Below are 19,167 nucleotides of genomic sequence, written 5' to 3' on the forward strand. Positions count from 1 at the left end.
CCCGTATTCAAGGGCAACGCGCAAGGCATCAGATGATGTTATGTTGCGGCGAACAAGTGCGCGATTTTTTTTTATTCCGCGCTGCAAGGCTGCAGTTTCGCGGTAAAGCCATTATCGCCACTCAAGTCGGTCACATCGGCGAATAATTTTTCTTCGACGCGGTAGTAGCGAATTTTTTGCGGGAAATCGTGATCAGGGTTTTCAAATGTTGCTTCCTGAGATGCTGTCCCCACAAGCGGAAAAGATACTGGAAGACCATTGCCGCGGGTCAGGGCCGTGAACGCCCACCCCTTGTCAGTTTCATGGATGACCATCTGTTCGTAAAAACCGGCCTTGCCCTGTTCATTCAAGGTAACCGCGTAGCCGAAACGCACGCCGCCGAACTCTTCTGACCAAATCTCCTTCGTCTGGCCCTGATCAGCCTGCCAACAGCCTTCGACCCAGGAAAAATCATCTGCCGGTGCTGATGTTGTCAGCAATGTAGTTGCAGCGAATATTGTGGTTGCAAGGCCCGAAAAGAGCATGGCTATTCTCCTTCAGTGGCCATTGCTTCATTGGTCATTGTTTCAGCGGCCATTGTCCAGACAGCCAGCTCATTTCCGCTGGGGTCGCGAAAGTGAAAGCGGCGCCCACCGGGAAAAGAAAAAATATCCTGCACAATTTCACCCCCGGCAGCCTTCACTTTCTCCAGAGCAGCCTCAAGATCTGCTGCATATAGAACAGCGAGAGTGCCCGTGGGGCGAACCTCTGTTTCGGTGGTAAAGCCACCATCCATGCCGGCGCTGGCTTTGTCGAATGACGCATAGTCAGGGCCGTAATCTGTAAACTGCCAACCAAATGCGGCCGCATAGAAGGCCTTGGTCGCTGCCATATCTGTCGCCGGAAACTCAATATAGTCGATGCCAAGGTCATTACGGGATGTCATGACGGCCTCCTCGCTGTTATTTTGTTCCGCCACCAGACAGCCGGAAAGCAAAACCAGAAACATATAAATCGAAATATTTTTCAGCATGACAGTCTCTGACTTTTGCGGTGCCGTTACAGATCTTTAGAACGGGATTTCATCATCCAATTCAAAGCTCTGGCCACCGCCTTGTGGCGGGCCCTCATTCATGCCGCCCTGACCACCGGAAATCTGCTGGCCATAGCCGCCGCCCATGCTGGCACCACCGCCTTCGCCCCGGCCATCAAGCATGGTGAGGTTCGAATTATAGCCACGCAACACAACCTCCGTCGTGTAGCGGTCCTGCCCGTTCTGGTCCTGCCACTTGCGCGTTTCCAGCTGGCCCTCAAGATAAACCTTGGAACCTTTCTTCAAATACTGGGACGCCACGCGCACAAGCCCCTCGGAGAAGATAGAAACCCGGTGCCATTCCGTTTTCTCCCGGCGCTCGCCCGTGTTCTTGTCTTTCCAGTTCTCGGATGTTGCCAGAGAAAGGGAGCAGACGGAGCCGCCATTCTGAAACTGTCGCACTTCCGGGTCTGCCCCCAGATTGCCCACCAGAATTACCTTGTTTACACTTCCTGCCATCTCATACCTCCAGTTCCGGATACCCAAATAAAGAGCCATACCTTAATGCGGCTTGCGCCTGCCCGGACGACAAGTTTTCCACAGCTTCGCTCTATATCACACATTCCAGTATGTTCATATTTTGTTCTTTTTGTCAAGCGCGACTCGCTGCTTTATCTAACGTGTTTACCAAGCGAAAGAATTTCCATGCCCCTGAAGACAATCCACATTGCCGGCGCACGTGAACATAACCTCAAGGATATTACGGTTGATATTCCGCGCGACAAGCTGGTCGTGATTACCGGCCTCTCGGGCTCGGGGAAGTCCTCTCTGGCCTTTGACACCATCTATGCCGAAGGACAGCGGCGCTATGTGGAAAGCCTGTCGGCCTATGCACGGCAGTTTCTGGAACTGATGCAGAAACCGGATGTGGACCAGATTGAAGGTCTGTCACCGGCAATTTCCATTGAGCAGAAAACCACGTCGCGCAATCCGCGCTCAACCGTCGGGACAGTGACGGAAATCTATGACTATATGCGCCTGCTCTGGGCCCGGATCGGCGTGCCCTATTCCCCGGCAACAGGCCTGCCGATTACGTCACAGACCGTTTCAGAAATGGTTGACCGACTGATGGGGGAGCCGGAGAAGAGCCGCTTTTACCTGCTGGCCCCAATCATTCGTGGACGGAAGGGCGAGTATAAAAAAGAGTTCGCTGACCTGATGAAAAAGGGCTTCCAGCGCGTGAAGGTGGATGGCACATTTTACGACATCGCGGATGTTCCGGCCCTGAACAAGAAGCTGAAGCACGAAATTGATGTGGTCGTTGACCGGATTGTCATCAAGGACGGCATCGAAAGCCGTTTGGCGGAGAGTTTTGAAACAGCCCTTGAGCTTGCCGACGGCATCGCCGTGGCTGAAAGTGCTGATAAAAAAGATGATGACGGCAACGCTGAGCGGACGATCTTTTCCGCGAAGTTCGCCTGCCCTGTCTCTGGCTTTACCATCGACGAGATCGAACCACGCCTTTTCTCTTTCAATAATCCGTTCGGTGCCTGCCCAACCTGTGACGGGTTGGGCACGCAGATGTTCTTTGATGAGGATCTGGTGGTACCCGACAAGAACAAAACCTTACGTGAGGGCGCGATTGCGGCCTGGTCGAAGACACAAAGCCCGTATTATACGCAAACGCTTGCGGCGCTGGGGGAGCATTACGGGTTTACCGTTGAAAATACATGGCGTGAGCTGACGAAAAAACAGCAGGACAAGGTTCTCTGGGGGACCAAAGGCGAAGATATCCAGTTTGTGTATGATGATGGCCTGCGCCGGTATGAAACCGTTAAACCGTTTGAGGGGGTGATTCCCAATCTGGAACGGCGCTGGCGCGAGACTGACTCTCAATGGGTGCGGGAGGAAATGGAGAAGTTTCAGTCCATCGCCCATTGCGACGTATGCGATGGATATCGCCTGAAGCCAGAAGCGCTGGCCGTGAAGATTGACGGGTTACACGTGTCCGATGCCACCCGGAAGTCCATCAAGGACGCAAGTGCATGGTTTACAGATGTCGAGAAGACGCTCACCCGCAAGGAAAAATCGATTGCTGCGCGCATCCTGAAGGAAATTCGGGACCGTCTGCATTTTCTGAACAATGTCGGGCTGGATTATCTTTCGCTGTCTCGTGCTTCCGGCACGTTATCAGGAGGCGAAAGCCAGCGCATCAGACTGGCTTCCCAAATTGGCTCCGGCCTGACAGGTGTTCTGTATGTGCTGGATGAGCCGTCCATCGGCCTGCACCAGCGCGATAACCAGCGCCTGCTGGAGACGCTGACAAACTTACGTGACATGGGCAATTCCGTCATTGTGGTAGAGCATGATGAAGACGCCATCCGGACCGCTGACCATGTGATTGATATTGGCCCCGGCGCAGGCGTGCATGGCGGCAGAATTGTCGCGGACGGAACGCCAAAGCAGATCATGGCGAACAAGGACAGTCTGACCGGAGACTATCTCGCAGGTCGGCGCGGGGTGCCGGTGCCCGATGAGCGCCGCCCGGTGGACCAGACGCGGATGGTCAAAATCAGTGGGGCTTCTTCCAATAATCTTCAGAATGTCACAGCCGAATTTCCACTCGGGGTTTTGACCTGCGTGACCGGCGTTTCCGGCGGCGGCAAGTCAACACTGACGATTGAAACTCTTTTCAAGGCGGCCTCCCGCAAACTGATGAAATCCAAACAGGTGCCGGGCAAGCATGACGATATTCAGGGTCTGGAGCATCTCGACAAGGTGATTGACATTGACCAGTCACCCATTGGCCGCACACCGCGCTCAAACCCTGCCACCTATACAGGCGCCTTCACCCCGATCCGGGAATGGTTTGCGGGTCTGCCGGAAGCAAAGGCGCGCGGATACAAACCCGGCCGGTTTTCGTTCAATGTGAAGGGCGGGCGCTGTGAAGCCTGTCAGGGTGACGGCGTTATCAAGATCGAAATGCACTTCCTGCCCGATGTTTATGTCACCTGCGACGTGTGCAAGGGCAAACGCTATAATCGCGAGACGCTTGAAGTGGAATTCAAGGGCAAGTCCATCGCGGACGTTCTGGATATGACGGTGGAAGAAGGCGCGAAGTTCTTTTCTGCCGTGCCGGCAATCCGCGACAAGATGGATACACTCAATCAGGTGGGGCTTTCCTACATCAAGATCGGACAACAGGCGACGACACTTTCCGGCGGGGAAGCACAGCGGGTCAAACTCTCCAAGGAGCTGTCAAAGCGGGCGACAGGCCGCACCCTGTATATTCTGGATGAACCTACCACGGGTCTGCATTTTGAAGATGTGCGCCGACTGATGGAGGTCATTCAGGAGCTGGTTAACCAGGGCAATACGGTTGTCATCATCGAGCACAATCTGGAAGTGATCAAACAGGCGGACTGGATTATCGATCTCGGCCCCGAGGGCGGTGATGGTGGCGGTGAAATTGTCGCTGCCGGTACGCCGGAAGACGTGGCAGCCGCCAGGCGCAGCTATACCGGACAGTTTCTGAAAGAAGTGCTGGCCAAGCCCGCAACGGGCCAGACGGCGCGCAAGAAAGCGGCGAAAAAAGCGCCCCGTAAGAAGCGCAAAGCCGCCTGACCTGAAGGATACACGGATAACAGGAACCTGTTTACCAAATTCGGATAACATGCTGCATTAAGTGTAAACGGCCTGTCTGATGCGTGATCTGTTACTCATACTGTTTATCCTGAGCAGCCTCGGGATCACCCTGAGATACCCCTTTGTGGGCATCCTGTTATGGGCCTGGTTCACGCTGGCAACCCCGCAACAGGCAGCCTATGCGGCTGCGAGCCTGCCCCTCAACACTCTCATTGCCGGGGTCACCTTCATCGCCTTCTTCCTGCATCAGGAATATGAGCGGGTCCGGCTCAATCCGTTAATGATCCTGCTGGCTGTTTTTGGTTTCTGGCTGTGGATTGCCCAGACACAGTCACTCGATCCCGGTTTCTCCGGGGAGTTTTACAGCCGCTTTATCAAGATCATTATCTTTATCATGCTGTGCATGATCATGGTGACGACGCGGCTGCGGTTTCATGCCCTGCTCTGGCTGTTTGCCATTGTCATGGGATTTTATGGCGCCAAGGGCGGTGTTTATACGCTGCTCACATTCGGGCAGCGGATTTATTTCGGCCTTGAAGACACTGTTCTGTACGACAACAATCATATGGGGATCGCGCTGGCCGTCACCCTGCCCCTGTTCCTGTATCTGCAGGGTCAGGCTGCCAGCCTGCACCTCAAGCGCGGGATCCAGGTGGTGCTTCTGCTCTCCATCATCGCCATTCTGGGCACGCATTCACGCGGCGCATTTGTGGCACTTGGTGTCTTTGCCGGCATGATCCTGATCCGCTCGTGGCGCAACATGATTATCGGAGCGGCAGCGCTCGCGATTATCGTGCCTGTAGGGCTCAATCTGCTGCCGGATGTCTGGAAGGATCGTATGGCAACGATCCAGAATGCCGATGAGGACGCGTCTTTCCTGCAACGTGTGGATGCGTGGGTGATCAACTACGAGCTGGCACAGGCGCATCCCCTGACCGGTGCGGGCTTGCGCAACTCCTATCAACAGGCCATCGCCAATCAGGTGGAGCCATATCGCGACGCCAGAGCTGCACATAGTATCTATTTTGAGATCATGGGCGGTACAGGCTTTGTCGGGCTTGCAATCTATCTTCTGCTGCTGGGCACAGCGGTGCTGATGGCCTTTCTGGCAAGCCGAAAATACCGTCATGCGGAGACCGGGAAGTGGCGGGCTGACTTTGCCCTCAATGCCGTGGCGTCCCTGGCTATTTTCGGCGTTGCGGCCGCCTCCGTGTCACTGGAGATGTGGGAGGGCTATTTGATCATCATGGCGCTGATCGGCTCTCTTGCCACTGTGGGCGGGAAAGTCGTGGCACCGGCAAAGGCCGGACGCTTTGCAGTGCAGGTCGCGCCAGAGCGTGCCTATGTTCTGCGGCCCCTCGCCAAAGGGTATCAACACCGCGTCTAAGCAGTACAAAGAGGGGGATCAGGCCGAGGCTTCCTGTGCCTTGTGATAATGGCCAGCCGCCGGTTCTGTCTCTTCGCTTTCACTGCTGTTGCGGTCAGGGTCATTGTGAAAGATGTTTTCGTCAGGACAGTCGGGACATTCCACCTGAATGGTCGAGTGGTGAATGTTATATTCCGTGGCCAGTATCTCCTTGACCGAATGCAGCACAGCCTGCGCCCGTGACGGGCCATCAACCTGAATATGCATCACCAGTCTTGGATCCTGCGGGGTCAGCATCCAGATTTGTAATTCATGGATATTGGAAATTGCGGGCACTTTCGCTTTCAGTCGGCCAATCATTTCCTCTGAGTCAAAATCCCTGGGAGCTCCCTGCAGAAGAACGCGCGCGGCATCATTCAGCAGCGGGAATGCTGAGCGCAGGATCAGGGCTGACACAATGACAGTCAGCAATACATCAATGGTCACCCAGCCTGTGGCCATAATCACAAGCGCTGAAATGATCGCTGCAGCAGAACCAAAAATATCAGCAAGGACATGCAGCATGGCCCCCCGCATATTCAGGTCCTCCATGTTGCCCCGGTGGAGTATGTAAAATGCAGCGATGTTAGCCCCAAGACCCAGCACGGCGACGGTCAGCATGAGGCCCGCAGAAATTTCCTGCGGATTGAACATCCGATGCGCAGACTCCCAGAATAGCCAGGCCACGAGCACAATCAGCCCGACGCCATTCAAAAAGCCTGCGAGAACCTGCGCACGTTTGAGTCCGTACGGAAAGCGGTCAGCGTCTGTGCTTTTGGCAGTCAGCCATTTGGCCATCAGCGCAAGGAACAATGCCCCGGCATCGGTCGCCATGTGTCCTGCATCGGCCATAAGCGCCAGTGAGCCAGACAGCAATCCCCCGAAAAACTCGACGATCATGAAAACGAAAATAATGACGAAAGCAAAAAGCAGCCTCTGCCTGTCAGCAGATTCATCCGCACAGGAACCATGATGATGGTGATGGTGAGACGAACTCATGGGTAAAAGTGCTCTCTCTCAGGTTGGGCAACTTGAGGAGTACATAGAACAATTTGGGTTATGCGAGCAAGAGAAATGAAAAATTCTGTAACAAAAACATTATGTTAAGTTATAATATCTCTTTTTGCACGATTGTAATACAAACATGATATATCTTGTAACGTGTGTTCAGGCACGACATCCGGTCAGTCCGGCAACCGGAAGAAGGCGTTCCCATCCCTGACGATTTGTCAGCGTTATCAAGCCGTTTTCCACATAGACGCCCCCCTCGAAACCAAGGCCGAATGATGCGTCAACATTGACGGATACAAGATCGGTGTCCGGGTCAATCGACGTGTACTGCTGACTGGATGTTATACCATAACGGCTCTCGCCAGACTGGCTAGTCAGACTGAGGCGCGTATCAGCACCTTCAATCATCATTTCTGCCCCCTCACCTTCGACGGCCTGAAAGACCAGCACAGGTTCTCTTTCATTGAGGGTCCATAATAACATGCCGCATTTGCCCGCAGGCAGGGATGCTTTGGACAACGCCTGCACATCCGGCGCTTCGGTTGCATTCACGTTGCGGGGCTGTGTGGGGGCCTTGGCAACCTCACGCGCGGGCATCCGATTGGAGATACTTTCACTGACTGATGCGCAGCCGGTCATGACAACAGCAGCGCCTGCAAACAGACACGATAATTTTCTGAACATGCCGTATCCTTCAAAGATCATGGATCAATCAGAAGATTGCCACGCTGAAGCATTACCAAGCGATCACCCTGCGAGTCAAAACCATATAATCTGAGCGCTGAAACAAGATCAGGCGTCGTAGAGCGAACTGTGACCTGCGCGAGATAATCCAGATTGCTTTCCAGTTGTATATCGAGATTGACCTGTTCTGACGGTCCCTGTCCCGCAACGGGGAGAAACAGTGTGCCGTCTTCGCAAAACCCGTTGCCTTCAAGGGGGAACCCCTGCCCGCCATAGCGGCGCGCTGTGGCGCGCAGACTGTCTGTCCAGAGCGTAAACTGTCCGTATTCACATGACTGACCACGAAACGACAGCGTATCAACATCTACGCGCAAGGCACCGCTCATCGGCGCATCGAAAGCATCCCTGATGCCATACTGCCCAAGATCCAGCATCAGGATTGTATCTTCAATGCGTATTTGGCGCGTGGCGGTAACACTTATCTGCCCCCCTGCTGCCAGAGAAAAACCATCTATGGTGAATCTGGTAGACACGCGGCCAGTGAGAAGTGGCAGGAAGCCCGTCTGCTGCTTAATATCACCAATCGGATAGTTCTGATACTGGGCATCATTTATTTCGCCATACCAGAGTGTCCCCTCAACGCTGCTCCATGACAATCCTCTGTCATCAAGGCCAGACCATTTCAGTACCAGGATCAATGGCAGGGAAGAAATAACATGCAGGACAAAAAGGAATAGACCTGCAAGACCGTACAGAGTCCGCTTTTTCATGACTGTCAGCCGCTCTGCACAAAAGTTATACTGGCATCAATCGTTCCGTCATTGCTGCGCGTATCATTTAACCGGGCATTCTGCACAACGATACGATGTTGCGCCTGCAATTCCTCCAACCAGACAAAAAAGTCTCCGGCAGGTGCCGCAGCAAAGGATATGGTCAACGTCTGATCTTCCTGATTTGTGCGGATATTGATCCAACGTAAGCCGGATTGCTGAGCCGTGCGGGTGATGATGCTGCGTAAGTTGTCTGCTGAAAGCTCAGTTGTGGCCTGCATGGCCGACGCCGACGCCGCACGATCTACCATTTGCGAGAGATTTTGTGCTGCGGTCAGGTTGCGGCTTGCCGTCGTATTGTAATTCATCAGGGGGCGCACGATCAGCATGGTAAAGGCAAAGACAGCCAGCAACACCAGCATGACCGATATCAGCAGTCTTTCCCGCTCACTTAGCCCTTTCCACCAGGTCATCATGCCGCTCCCCTGATCGTCAGACGTCCGGAATAGCCGTTTCCTGCTGGGGTCAGACTGCGTCCCTCATCGACTTGCAAGCCATACTGGGTCAGGGCCTCCTTGAGGCGATCAAGATCGTCAATCGTTGAAAACTGTAAATCGGCGATCAGTGTGCCGTCTTGCTGATATGTCAGTAAAGAGAGTTCCGCCCCGCCAAGCTCTTCCAGCGAAGCAGTCAAGCGGGCTGACAATAGGAGAAACCGGGACTGCGAGCCGTCAATCGCGCCGGCCAACTGTTGTGCCTGATTTCGCAGGTTCCGGATCGGCAGATCGGGATAGGCAACCCTGAATTTATCTTCGGCCTGCGCTGTAATACTATCCGCGGCAGCATTAAATCTGACTGCTTCCCCCAGCAGCGTAGCAAAAAACAGGACAAGACATGCTGCAATCATGGCGCCAGCCAGTCGCCATGGGCGCAAATGTTCTAACCAGTCTATGCCGGGTTCAAACTCCCCCTGTAGAATGTTCACAGGTCCGGCTTTATGAATGTTGGCCGTATAAAAATCAGTCAGCGTTGTTTCATCTTTGATCTGAAAGTGCTCAAGCTCGATATCTGCTGCATTGAGAACTGGATCAGAAGAGCGTGACAGTAATATCACTTTGGGGACGCTTTTTACGTCAAGAAGCCCAGGCACAAGATCCCTCGCGAATGCTTCTTCTACGGCAAACCCCTCGCCCTTGAAGTTATACAGTAGTCTGCCATTATCGGTGAGGATAACGGCGGCTGTTTCCTCCAGTGACAGACAAAGAAAGTCTGCGGTTACGCTGTCCGCACGGATGCCAAGGCCCGCGGCAGCAGAAATCCAGTCCTGCAGCAGATTTTTTTCTACCGCGATGACAGTTCGTTCATCGGCGCCACGCGCCTCGACCGCGCAGACATGCAGGTCCTCAACACCACTCCCCAGATCATCTTCGAGCAGAAACCGGGCGGACTGAAGGAATTGCTGACGGGATTTTGCCGGTGACGAAATCTGACGGGCCACGAAAGGCTCACCCTTAAGGATAAGCATAGTTTCAAGGTCCGGATTATGAGCGGTTGCGGCATAATCTGCCAACGAAGCGGACACATCGCTTCTGATAACGCTGCCTTCTCTGGCAACTGCCCAACGCAACGGATCGTCCGGCGTATCTCCCGCAAAGATAAGTTGCATCTGCATCAATTCATTAACCCGAACTTGCGCCTGATCGCTGTTGCCGATCCATCCCTGCTTACCTCAATCAGACTTGTCATGGCCAGTGTTGCGTCGTGATGGTTAACATCAGCCTTCAGGGTTATGTAGCGGCTCCAGAGATTGGGACGGCTTTGCACGCTTTCATCAATCGTGCCAGATGCGGCTTCCGGCAATAAGGCCCAGAACTGGTCAACGGTTTCAAACCCGCCTTCCGGCCTTGCCTCCAGAAGCCTGATGGTTTCATTCAATGAAACTGCACCGCCCATCATGGCATAAAGCACCAGCGCATTATCTTCCGTAACCATATTGATGTTCAAGGGTGATCGTTGCGTTGTAGGGTGTGCACAGACAAAAGGAGCAAGGCGCGCATAAACTTCTCCGGAATACCAGTAAATTGACCTCAACTCGCTGATATCTGCCAGCAAAGTATTCCCTGCGCGGTATGGCACCTCAAGCGAGGCATAGGCTGCATCTTCGGCACCTTCCGAATTCGGCAACCCGTCCGTATCGAGCCAGTCCACCAGTGAATCCGTCAAGGCACGTTGCAAGGATCCAGGTATCTCAAGGGCCGTGAGGAGAAGCTGGTATTCTGTGATCGCTGCCGGGTCTGCTCGCCGTTCCTGTTCGCTGGAACTGACAAGACTATTCAGGTTGAAGCAGACAGTTTCATCCTTCATCGACGCCGTCATCAAACCGGTTTCCAGCGGAAATGTGGCTGGCTCCTTTGCCCAGATATCCTGCAAGGTGTCGCGTGCAGGCTGTTGTTGCCACTGCGCTTCCAGCAATAACAGCCCGAAGGTTTCAGCTCCTTCAATATACCATCTGGCCTGTGTCAGTGCTTCAGCTGTGAATGCGCGCGCGGTCGTGACCTGTACCGTGCGGGTCATGGCAATGGCAATGGCCGCCAGTGTCGCCATCAAGAGCAGAACGACCAGCAAGGCAACGCCGCGTTGCGCCTTGCGACCAGCCCGTCGCCTTATGCAAGGACGGTGACGCATTACGCAGATGCTCCCCTGATGAAAAACAACTGGCGTACCGGCCCGAACACCGGATGCTCAAAATTCAACTCGACAGCACGCGGCGCAATGGCACCAACCCGGCTTTGCCACTGATCTCGCCAGCGTGGACCATCCAGAAAGCTGATTGAAACATCCGTTACGCTGTTAAAGAGCACCTGTTCGGTGAAAGGCGTCTCGTCAAGGCGGTCCAGAAAAGGCCAGACGCGACGTATGATTTTGTCCTCTACGAGCAGGTACTCAATATACTGAAGGGAAGATTGAGGATAGATATGGTTCGGATTGAATCGACCGTTACTGACAAGTGCGACAAGCAGTACCTCGCCCTCATCATTGATCAGAGGATCACCAAACTGGAAGTTACCGCCACGCATCGCCGCAGGTGTTCGCTGGCCGAGATCATTGCGCGTGAGCCGACCGGAAAGTTGCGCCATATCTGCCTTGATGAGCGATCTGGCAACCTGAAATTCCGCTGCCGTCTGCGTTGCCCGTGTTAACTGCCCGTCGCTGTCAAGGCCCAGTCGCATGATCACAAGACAACTGGTCGCAATTACACTGAAGACAGAAAGGGCGACCAGCATTTCCACAAGGGTGAGGCCTTTCTGGGCATGGCGCTTGTTCACAACCCGCCCTCCCTGAATGCCGTGACGGAACTGATTACCTGATTGCTGTCCCCAGGGCGTACGGTGACTGTCACCCGGAACATGCCGTCTGCAACAGTTTCTGCCAGCTCCCTTTCCCATATCCATACCTGACCGGCCAATTCAGCTTCTCCTTCGCTCGCCAGCGTCTGCGGCAAACTGAATGGGGCCAGTGTTTCTGTCATGACGTTCTCGGCAACAATGCCTGCCAGAACACGCTGTTCGATATCCGCAGTTGTGCGCACGGATTGAGCAATCAGCGCCAGCAGGGCAACGATTGCCGTTGACAGAATAAACATCGCAATCAGCACTTCAGTCAGGGTAAACCCTTTCTGATTTCCAGCGATAGAACGGCTACTCATCAGCAAGCCCTACCGTTACTTTTCCATCAGATGACTGACGAACATACCAAAGACTCCTTGCATCTGCGAGTGTTATCTCAACAGGCATAACCTCTCCTGTTGGCTGCCAGATAATATCCGGCGTTATGGGGCGCGTGTCTTCCCGCTTACTGCCTGACTGGCCCAGAGACTGACCAAGCGACTGACCAAGCGACTGACCAAGCGACTGACCTGGAGACTGGCTGCTGCTGACCCCCGCTGTGCCGGGGCGCAACAGCGTGGTGCGTGAAACCTCAAAGATGAGCTCGTCCGTCTGGGAATTCTCGGGGTTGGACGCGCCTGCCAGCTCAAGAGCCTGCCAACCCTGCCCATCGAAAAGCTGGAACTGGTAGGTGCTGACAGATATTTCCAGTGCGACCGGTCTGCCACCAGTGACTGACAATTCTTGGGCCGCTTTCATCTGTCGTCCCAGCTCGTATGCCATGCGTTCTGCAGTGCTTTTACCCGGTGGTATCGTGAGCACGACAACCCCTGCCAGCAAGCCGATAATCGCCAGTGCCACCAGAATTTCGACCAGCGTCAGACCGGATTGGGGGCGCCTATTGCCAGTTGCCAATATCGGCATCGTTGCCTTCGCCACCTTCGCGACCATCAGCCCCGAAGGAATAGATATCGATCTGACCGTTCTCACCGGGTGTCTGATAAACATACGGATTACCCCATGGATCGAGCGGCAGCTTGCGGATATAGCCGCCGGGACGATATGAGGCCGCTCTGTTTACCCCGTCCGGCACCGTCACCAGGGCTTGCAGGCCCTGTGCCGTTGTCGGGTATGTTTTCATATCCAGCCGATATTGATCGAGAGCGACCTCCAGACTGGAGATGTCCGCGCGGGCCTTCTGGATATCAGCCTGGTCGGCTGCCGGCAGGACGTTGATAACGACAATGGTAGTCAGCAGGCCCAGAATGACCAGCACCACCATCATCTCCACAAGCGTCAGACCGCGCTGGCGGTTTCGCCGGAGTTCTCTGCGTTTTTTCTGCATGTTCATCATGGTCGTAACCTTCACTTCTACCCGACTGTCAGCGTGTTGATCTGTAACACCGGCACGAGGATCGCCAGCATTACAGTCATGATAATAAGCCCCATGCCTACAACAATTACCGGCTCGATCAAGCGCAGCGCGACGGTGGTCGCCGTATCAAACTCACTCTCCATCTGGGCGGCTGTCTTGTCGAGCATGAGAGGTAACTCGCCTGCCCGCTCACCAGCTGCAACCATATAGCCCAGCATGGGTGGGAATGCGGCCGCCTTCTGTAACCCGCCGGCGAGCGATGCACCCTCGCGCACAGATGTGAGTGTATCTGCCAGCTGTTCGCGCAGGCGGGTGTTCATCACCGTACGCCGGGATGCCTGCAGACAGTCAAGGAGAGGCACACCCGACGCAAACAGCGTCGAAAGGGTTCGGGCAAAACGGGCAGCATCCATGCCCTTTGCCAGCCGCCCGAAAACCGGCAAGCGCAGCAGGAAAGTATCTACCCTGAGCCGCATGGCCGGTATGCTCAACGCACGCCAGAAACCCATGACCGCAAGCACGGTCACTATCAGCAACCAGATACCCCAGTTCTGCAGGAAGCCGGAGACGCCGATGACAAGCCGAGTCACGAGCGGCAGTTGCGCTCCCATAGTATCAAACTGCTCGACAATCTTTGGCACGATAAAAATCATCATGCCGGAGATGACCAGAGTGGCTATCACGGCAAGAGCAGCGGGATAGATCAGCGAAGTCATCGCTTTCATGAGGGTCGCCCGGTTCTTTTCCAGCATGTCCGCCAGACGAACCATCACTGTTCCGAGATCACCGGAAGTCTCGCCTGCTGCAATGATGCCGCGATAAAGGTCAGAAAATATCAGTGGATGTTCGGCCAGGGCATCTGATAATCGCCAGCCTTCTATCACACGTGAACGGATCGTCAGCAATGTGCCGCGCACCCCGGGCTTGTTCATCTGAGCGGCCACAGCATTGAGCGCTTCTTCAACCGGGGTTGCAGAATTTACCAGAATAGCGATCTGGCGCGTCACCAGGACAACATCATGCTTTGAAAAGGAAGGTTTCTTGCGCTTTTGCCCGTCGACATCCATGCCGACATTTTCGAGACTCAACGGTGTCAGGCCGCGATCAAGTAACTCACGGCGGGCAAGACGCACACTGTCAGCAGAGAGAATGCCCTTTCGGGTTTTTCCCGTCGTATCCAGCGCCTGATACTGAAACGCGGTCATGAGAGGCTCTCCTCTGCCTGATCTTTCTGCAGAACGCGCAATACTTCCTCAACAGAGGTGATGCCATTGCGCGCATGGGCAAAGCCATTCTGAAGCAATGTCTGTGCATTGCGGAATGCATGATTTGCCAGCTCCTGCTCGCTGGCATCTTCATGGATCATCTTCTTTAGCGCCTCGTCAGCAATAACCAATTCGTACACGCCGACGCGGCCTTCATAACCGGTATGATTACAGCGGCCACAGCCTGCGGGTTTGTAGAGTGTCACAGCCTCCTCAGGCGAGGCCCCGAGCAGGTGCAACTGTGCAGCTTCCGCCTCATACGGAACCTTGCAGGCAGGACAGAGCTGACGCAGCAGGCGTTGCGCCATCACACCCGCCAGTGTGGATGAGAGCAGGAATGCCTCCACGCCCATATCCCGCAACCGGGTCATAGCCCCAACGGCAGAATTTGTGTGAACAGTGGACAGCACCAGATGTCCCGTGAGACTTGCCTGTACTGCAATCTGAGCTGTTTCCACATCACGGATTTCGCCCACCATCACAATATCAGGATCTTGCCGAAGGATGGCCCGAAGGCCCGCTGCGAAAGTCATGCCGACTTTGGTGTTAACCTGCGTCTGGCCAACACCGTCCAAAGCATATTCCACCGGGTCTTCCACTGTCAGGATATTCCGTGAGGGATCATTCAGCAGGGAAAGAGCACCATAAAGCGTGGTGGTTTTACCAGAGCCCGTTGGCCCGGTGACAAGAATAATGCCGTTCGGGCGTTGCAACAGCGACTTGAACCGCCCCAGCAAAGCCGAAGACATCCCCAGTGTGTCCAGGTCAAGCCGTGCCTGCTCCTTGTCAAGAAGGCGCATGACAACACGCTCGCCAAAGCGGGAAGGCAACGTCGAAATCCGTACATCAACGGCCCGCCGCCCCAGAGAAATAGAGATCCTGCCATCCTGTGGCACACGCTTTTCGGCGATATCCAGCCTTGCCATCACCTTGACCCGGGATGTCAGAACCGGAGTCATCCGCGCTGGCAGATTCAAAACCTCGCGTAGAACGCCATCAATGCGCAACCGAACCGAGACTTCTTTTTCATACGGCTCAATGTGAATATCAGACGCCTTCGTCTTGACCGCTTCAGCAATGAGCGCATTGATGAGACGAATGACCGGGGCGTCATCTTCGCTGTCGAGAAGATCGGCTGTTTTTGGCAACCCCTCAGCCAGACTTGAGAGATCTTCGTCACCTGTTGCCCCAAGCTCATCTGTTGAAATGCCTTCAACGGAATAAATCTCGGAGAGACGTCGCTCGAATATATCATCCGGCAAGTCTTCCAGAGTGACCGGCCGCCCCAGGAACCGCCTGGCCTCAATCCGTGCCCAGATATTTTCCTGTACATTTTCGGATGGCTTTTTTTGCCCGACAACGAAGCCCGGCTCGCGCCTGGCCAGAACGATCAGCCCTTTGTCGCGCGCAAAAGAATAGCTGAACTTAGGCAGCGGCAGCTCATCTGCCGTTGCGTCTTTCGGTTCGCCCTTGGTGACTGTGTCTGACATTGTACTGTCCACCTGGTCAGTACTGCTCCTCATAGACCGGGGCAGGAAGAATATCGGGATCGACACTCAAATACTCTTCCACAAGTCGGTCTATGGAGGGTTTTTCATTTCGGCTTTTCAGAAGCTGTTGCTCCCGGACATAATCATACTTTCTGGCAGTTACACGGCGTGCTGTCGCTTCATCACGCAGGATCGTTGGCTTGATGAAGATCATCAGGGTGCTTTTGGTTGTGGAGCGCGCGCTGCTTTTGAACAGATTGCCTGCAATTGGAATATCTCCCAGAAACGGCACTTTATTTTCAGTGATCTGACGATTGTCATCTATCAGCCCGCCCAGAACCAGAATGGACCCGTTATCCGCATTAGCGGTTGTGGATACGCTGGCCTTGTTGGTCACGAATTCCTGATTAACGCTGGTCAGCGCGCCATTGATGCTGGACACTTCCTGTGTAATCTCCAGGCGAATTGTGTCCCCGTCACTGATCTGAGGTGTTACTTCCAGAATGATCCCAACTTCCTGTCGCTCAACCGTGCGGAATGTATTGCTGAAGTCGGTCCCTGTCTGCTCTCCCGTCGTGATCGGAATTTCCTGACCAACCTGCAAGCGCGCAGGCTGATTATCGAGGGTTACTGTAAACGGCGTGGAGAGAATATTTGAATCTGTGTCAGCTTCAATGGCCGTCAAGATGGCCCCGAAAATTGTCCCGTCAGCAGACTTGCCGCCCGTACCGATGGAAAACCCATCCAGACCAAGGAAAGAGCCGATAGCCGCTTCCAGCAGGCGTTCGGTGCCCGGTATCAACTGCCCTTCATTAGTGGTCGTGGTGCGGGTTCCACTCGGGTCGATTACAGTCACTTCTTCATCGCCAATGCGCTCATCAGCGAAGAAAGCGGCCCCGACACCGGCCAGCACATTTGGTTGTGTATTACTGAAATTTTGCGAGGTAAACGGAATTTTTTCCCCTGCAATGACATATTGCAGGCCCAGATCCCGGGCAACATTATCCGAGATATTCACGACGATTGCTTCTATCAACACCTGCGGGCGACGGATATCCAGCTGTCGCACAACCGAAGCGATGATGCGCTGCGTATCGGTGTCAGCATTCACGACGAGTGAGTTTGTCTGGGCGTGAAAAACGATAGAGGGTTTACGGTTTGCAGAATCCTCACCGTAACTTTTTTCAATCATTTCAGTCAGGAGCGGCACAATCTCCTCGCCATCCGCGTGCGAGAGCCGGATCACTGACAGATCCACTTTGGAGGTGCCCGCAAGATCGAGGTCCTGAATCACAGGCAGCAATTTGCCGATCTCGCGTGGATTGCCCCGCAGAATGATCGTATTGCTGGCATCGACCGCAACGACGCTGATGCCACTGCTGCCAACGGCAGACTCTCCGGCACTTCTGGCACCAAGGTCACGCAACACAGCGGCTACCTCACCGGCAATCGCATTTTGTAACTGAATGGTCCGGACGACCGAGGTATCCTGATCAATACTGTCAATCACGCCAAGCAATCGGCTGACATTGGACGCTGTGTCCACGATGATGATCGAGTTGCTTTCGAGCACCGGCGTGACAATGCCCCGTTCACCAATCAGGCCACGCAAATTAGTGGCTGCGGTGCGCGCATCAACCAGATTGAGCCGGACAATGCGGGTCACATATTCACCGCCAGCAGCTGACGCGGCGCCGACATTCGCCTGACGGGTCGCTGTATCATTGGGAACGATCTTGTACTCACCATCACTGATCGGCAGGACGGCGTAGTTATTCACCTGCATGGTTGCCAGAAACAGCTCCCAGATTTCATCCGATGACAGGGTCGCCTCCGGCGGCGCAATAATCGTCACCTTGTTGTTGGCGAGACGCGGATCAATGACAAACTTGTACCCAGTCAGAACAGAGACTGTCCTGATGAAATCGCGAATGTCCGCCCCCTCATAGTTGTTCAGGATAGACCCGCCATTACTCTGGGCACCGGCAGGCGCAGCATGAAGCATGTGCAGGCTGACAGCAGCACACATTGCCAACAGGATTTTAGGTAACTTCACCATTACTGTAACTCCGAGAGGATGACGGGCAGTTCAATTTCTTCGCCACCCCGATTGATGGTGAGGACAATACGGTCCTGATTTTTCATCTCATCCAGCATCTCGAACAGTCGCTCCGGGTTTTGCGGGGCTGTCTGCCCGTTGATCCTGCTGATAACGTCCCCTTCACTGAGGCCCGTACGATTGAAGGCGCTCTGGTCTGCGCCCGCGGTTACGACATATTGCCCTGTTGCGATGCCATTGGCGCCGCGCACGGGACGAAGCACGAAAATCTCTGCCAGACGCTCCAACGACATGCTGGCACTGTTGTTACGCCCAGCCGGGGCCGTCGCCCCTGTTACGCGACCAGGTGCACCTGCCTGCTGCGCACCAGAAGCGTTGTTTGCTTTGTCCAGTGTAACAGATTCCAGGACACCATTGCGTGAAATAATGGCCCGCCGGGACTCAAGTCGCTCAAGCGTGACGCCGGGTTCAATTTCGTCACCAACGAGGTAGGTCTTTGCCGCCGCTGAACCAACCCTGATAATTGCACTACCGCGACCTCCCTCGAGAATCATGGCACCAGAGATAGAAATATTGAGCGTGGTTTCAACGGCATCAATATAGTCAGGGTCGCGCGCCGAGACTGTTGTCGTGGAAGCGCTGAACGGGTTGTAGCGCGCCAATACACTGTAATCTTCTGATGTCGCTGAGCTGGATGTCGCCAGCACGGCGACAGCATCCGGGTTACCGCCGTCATCTGCCGGCGTTATTACCGCCAGCACAAAGCGGGCAGCGAGCAGGGACAGCAACGCCAACGCACACACCTCAACAATGCTGACAATTTTGCTCTTGCGCCCGTCTGACGAACGACCGGGTTTCATGCGCAAAAAGGCTGGATATTTCAAACTCAACGTACTCAAGCCCGACCTGCTTTGCTTACTGTCTCACACATCAAACGCACCAATGACGCCTAACTGTTTTGCGGCCATCTGCCAATTTAGGTAATCTACAGCAAAAACAGTGCCTTACCACCTAATATTTGGCACGAAAAAAGGCGGCAAAAGCCGCCTTTTCTCAATTTCTGAG

19 protein-coding genes are annotated in these 19,167 nt (G+C 54.5%); 2 read left to right on the top strand and 17 right to left on the bottom strand.

Annotated elements, in window-relative coordinates:
- Window positions 1-71 precede the first annotated feature (71 nt).
- The 3 genes from RAL90_RS07735 to ssb all read right to left on the bottom strand — a co-directional run bounded on the left by RAL90_RS07735 (window position 72) and on the right by ssb (window position 1,531).
- Window positions 72-524 (bottom strand): DUF6265 family protein, encoded by a 453-nt coding sequence (locus RAL90_RS07735; RefSeq protein ID WP_306253942.1) that lies wholly within the window; start codon window positions 522-524, stop codon window positions 72-74.
- A 2-nt stretch (window positions 525-526) separates the two neighbouring features.
- The gene (locus RAL90_RS07740) at window positions 527-925 is read right to left on the bottom strand and encodes a VOC family protein (RefSeq protein WP_372340452.1); all 399 of its coding nucleotides are present in this window, start codon (window positions 923-925) and stop codon (window positions 527-529) included.
- Between the two features lie 123 nt (window positions 926-1,048).
- Window positions 1,049-1,531 carry a single-stranded DNA-binding protein gene (ssb, locus tag RAL90_RS07745; protein WP_306253944.1) on the bottom strand — a complete coding sequence of 161 codons (483 nt, stop codon included), beginning with the start codon at window positions 1,529-1,531 and terminating at the stop codon, window positions 1,049-1,051.
- A gap of 186 nt (window positions 1,532-1,717) precedes the next feature.
- Between ssb and uvrA the strand changes: the two genes are divergently transcribed.
- Complete coding sequence (gene uvrA, locus RAL90_RS07750; protein WP_306253945.1) at window positions 1,718-4,636, top strand: excinuclease ABC subunit UvrA; 2,919 nt, start codon at window positions 1,718-1,720, stop codon at window positions 4,634-4,636.
- A 79-nt stretch (window positions 4,637-4,715) separates the two neighbouring features.
- The gene (locus RAL90_RS07755; protein ID WP_306253946.1) at window positions 4,716-6,044 is read left to right on the top strand and encodes a putative O-glycosylation ligase, exosortase A system-associated; all 1,329 of its coding nucleotides are present in this window, start codon (window positions 4,716-4,718) and stop codon (window positions 6,042-6,044) included.
- Between the two features lie 18 nt (window positions 6,045-6,062).
- On the opposite strand, the gene RAL90_RS07760 is transcribed toward RAL90_RS07755, so the two are convergent.
- The 14 genes from RAL90_RS07760 to RAL90_RS07825 form a co-directional block, all read right to left on the bottom strand.
- The gene (locus RAL90_RS07760) at window positions 6,063-7,061 is read right to left on the bottom strand and encodes a cation diffusion facilitator family transporter (protein WP_306253947.1); all 999 of its coding nucleotides are present in this window, start codon (window positions 7,059-7,061) and stop codon (window positions 6,063-6,065) included.
- A gap of 168 nt (window positions 7,062-7,229) precedes the next feature.
- Window positions 7,230-7,757: a hypothetical protein gene (locus RAL90_RS07765; protein WP_306253948.1), complete on the bottom strand. Its 528-nt coding sequence runs from the start codon at window positions 7,755-7,757 to the stop codon at window positions 7,230-7,232.
- Between the two features lie 17 nt (window positions 7,758-7,774).
- Entirely contained in the window at window positions 7,775-8,527 is a 753-nt protein-coding gene (gene gspN / locus RAL90_RS07770) for a type II secretion system protein N (RefSeq protein WP_306253949.1), read from the bottom strand.
- Between the two features lie 5 nt (window positions 8,528-8,532).
- On the bottom strand, window positions 8,533-9,003 hold the full coding sequence (locus RAL90_RS07775) for a type II secretion system protein M (RefSeq protein WP_306253950.1): 471 nt from the start codon (window positions 9,001-9,003) through the stop codon (window positions 8,533-8,535).
- On the bottom strand, window positions 9,000-10,199 hold the full coding sequence (gene gspL, locus RAL90_RS07780; protein ID WP_306253951.1) for a type II secretion system protein GspL: 1,200 nt from the start codon (window positions 10,197-10,199) through the stop codon (window positions 9,000-9,002). Before gspL ends, RAL90_RS07775 begins: the two co-directional genes overlap by 4 nt.
- Window positions 10,199-11,212 (bottom strand): type II secretion system minor pseudopilin GspK, encoded by a 1,014-nt coding sequence (gene gspK / locus RAL90_RS07785; RefSeq protein WP_306253952.1) that lies wholly within the window; start codon window positions 11,210-11,212, stop codon window positions 10,199-10,201. The genes gspL and gspK overlap by 1 nt, the downstream gene beginning before the upstream one ends.
- Window positions 11,212-11,853, bottom strand: coding sequence for a type II secretion system minor pseudopilin GspJ (gspJ, locus tag RAL90_RS07790; protein ID WP_306253953.1), 642 nt, complete (start codon window positions 11,851-11,853; stop codon window positions 11,212-11,214). Before gspJ ends, gspK begins: the two co-directional genes overlap by 1 nt.
- Complete coding sequence (gene gspI, locus RAL90_RS07795; protein WP_306253954.1) at window positions 11,850-12,233, bottom strand: type II secretion system minor pseudopilin GspI; 384 nt, start codon at window positions 12,231-12,233, stop codon at window positions 11,850-11,852. The genes gspJ and gspI overlap by 4 nt, the downstream gene beginning before the upstream one ends.
- Window positions 12,226-12,852 carry a prepilin-type N-terminal cleavage/methylation domain-containing protein gene (locus RAL90_RS07800; RefSeq protein WP_306253955.1) on the bottom strand — a complete coding sequence of 209 codons (627 nt, stop codon included), beginning with the start codon at window positions 12,850-12,852 and terminating at the stop codon, window positions 12,226-12,228. The genes gspI and RAL90_RS07800 overlap by 8 nt, the downstream gene beginning before the upstream one ends.
- On the bottom strand, window positions 12,812-13,264 hold the full coding sequence (gene gspG, locus RAL90_RS07805) for a type II secretion system major pseudopilin GspG (RefSeq protein WP_372340453.1): 453 nt from the start codon (window positions 13,262-13,264) through the stop codon (window positions 12,812-12,814). The genes RAL90_RS07800 and gspG overlap by 41 nt, the downstream gene beginning before the upstream one ends.
- A 20-nt stretch (window positions 13,265-13,284) precedes the next feature.
- Window positions 13,285-14,493 carry a type II secretion system inner membrane protein GspF gene (gene gspF / locus RAL90_RS07810; RefSeq protein ID WP_306253957.1) on the bottom strand — a complete coding sequence of 403 codons (1,209 nt, stop codon included), beginning with the start codon at window positions 14,491-14,493 and terminating at the stop codon, window positions 13,285-13,287.
- Window positions 14,490-16,043, bottom strand: coding sequence for a type II secretion system ATPase GspE (gene gspE, locus RAL90_RS07815; RefSeq protein WP_306253958.1), 1,554 nt, complete (start codon window positions 16,041-16,043; stop codon window positions 14,490-14,492). The genes gspF and gspE overlap by 4 nt, the downstream gene beginning before the upstream one ends.
- A 16-nt stretch (window positions 16,044-16,059) precedes the next feature.
- On the bottom strand, window positions 16,060-18,102 hold the full coding sequence (locus tag RAL90_RS07820; protein WP_306253959.1) for a secretin N-terminal domain-containing protein: 2,043 nt from the start codon (window positions 18,100-18,102) through the stop codon (window positions 16,060-16,062).
- Entirely contained in the window at window positions 18,102-19,001 is a 900-nt protein-coding gene (locus RAL90_RS07825) for a type II secretion system protein N (protein WP_306253960.1), read from the bottom strand. The genes RAL90_RS07820 and RAL90_RS07825 overlap by 1 nt, the downstream gene beginning before the upstream one ends.
- Window positions 19,002-19,167: the final 166 nt, after the last annotated feature.

It is taken from the genome of Parvularcula sp. IMCC14364, assembly GCF_030758415.1.
GTDB lineage: Bacteria > Pseudomonadota > Alphaproteobacteria > Caulobacterales > Parvularculaceae > Aquisalinus.

What these genes read in the sequence shown, in the direction of transcription:
- gspG (WP_372340453.1), bottom strand. Translation starts at nt 13,264, where the DNA reads ATGAACATGCAGAAAAAACGCAGAGAACTCCGGCGAAACCGCCAGCGC.
- RAL90_RS07760 (WP_306253947.1), bottom strand. Translation starts at nt 7,061, where the DNA reads ATGAGTTCGTCTCACCATCACCATCATCATGGTTCCTGTGCGGATGAA.
- RAL90_RS07765 (WP_306253948.1), bottom strand. Translation starts at nt 7,757, where the DNA reads ATGTTCAGAAAATTATCGTGTCTGTTTGCAGGCGCTGCTGTTGTCATG.
- RAL90_RS07820 (WP_306253959.1), bottom strand. Translation starts at nt 18,102, where the DNA reads ATGGTGAAGTTACCTAAAATCCTGTTGGCAATGTGTGCTGCTGTCAGC.
- gspF (WP_306253957.1), bottom strand. Translation starts at nt 14,493, where the DNA reads ATGACCGCGTTTCAGTATCAGGCGCTGGATACGACGGGAAAAACCCGA.
- RAL90_RS07775 (WP_306253950.1), bottom strand. Translation starts at nt 9,003, where the DNA reads ATGATGACCTGGTGGAAAGGGCTAAGTGAGCGGGAAAGACTGCTGATA.
- gspE (WP_306253958.1), bottom strand. Translation starts at nt 16,043, where the DNA reads ATGTCAGACACAGTCACCAAGGGCGAACCGAAAGACGCAACGGCAGAT.
- gspN (WP_306253949.1), bottom strand. Translation starts at nt 8,527, where the DNA reads ATGAAAAAGCGGACTCTGTACGGTCTTGCAGGTCTATTCCTTTTTGTC.
- gspK (WP_306253952.1), bottom strand. Translation starts at nt 11,212, where the DNA reads ATGCGTCACCGTCCTTGCATAAGGCGACGGGCTGGTCGCAAGGCGCAA.
- gspI (WP_306253954.1), bottom strand. Translation starts at nt 12,233, where the DNA reads ATGAGTAGCCGTTCTATCGCTGGAAATCAGAAAGGGTTTACCCTGACT.
- uvrA (WP_306253945.1), top strand. Translation starts at nt 1,718, where the DNA reads ATGCCCCTGAAGACAATCCACATTGCCGGCGCACGTGAACATAACCTC.
- ssb (WP_306253944.1), bottom strand. Translation starts at nt 1,531, where the DNA reads ATGGCAGGAAGTGTAAACAAGGTAATTCTGGTGGGCAATCTGGGGGCA.
- RAL90_RS07740 (WP_372340452.1), bottom strand. Translation starts at nt 925, where the DNA reads ATGACATCCCGTAATGACCTTGGCATCGACTATATTGAGTTTCCGGCG.
- gspL (WP_306253951.1), bottom strand. Translation starts at nt 10,199, where the DNA reads ATGCAGATGCAACTTATCTTTGCGGGAGATACGCCGGACGATCCGTTG.
- RAL90_RS07735 (WP_306253942.1), bottom strand. Translation starts at nt 524, where the DNA reads ATGCTCTTTTCGGGCCTTGCAACCACAATATTCGCTGCAACTACATTG.
- RAL90_RS07755 (WP_306253946.1), top strand. Translation starts at nt 4,716, where the DNA reads ATGCGTGATCTGTTACTCATACTGTTTATCCTGAGCAGCCTCGGGATC.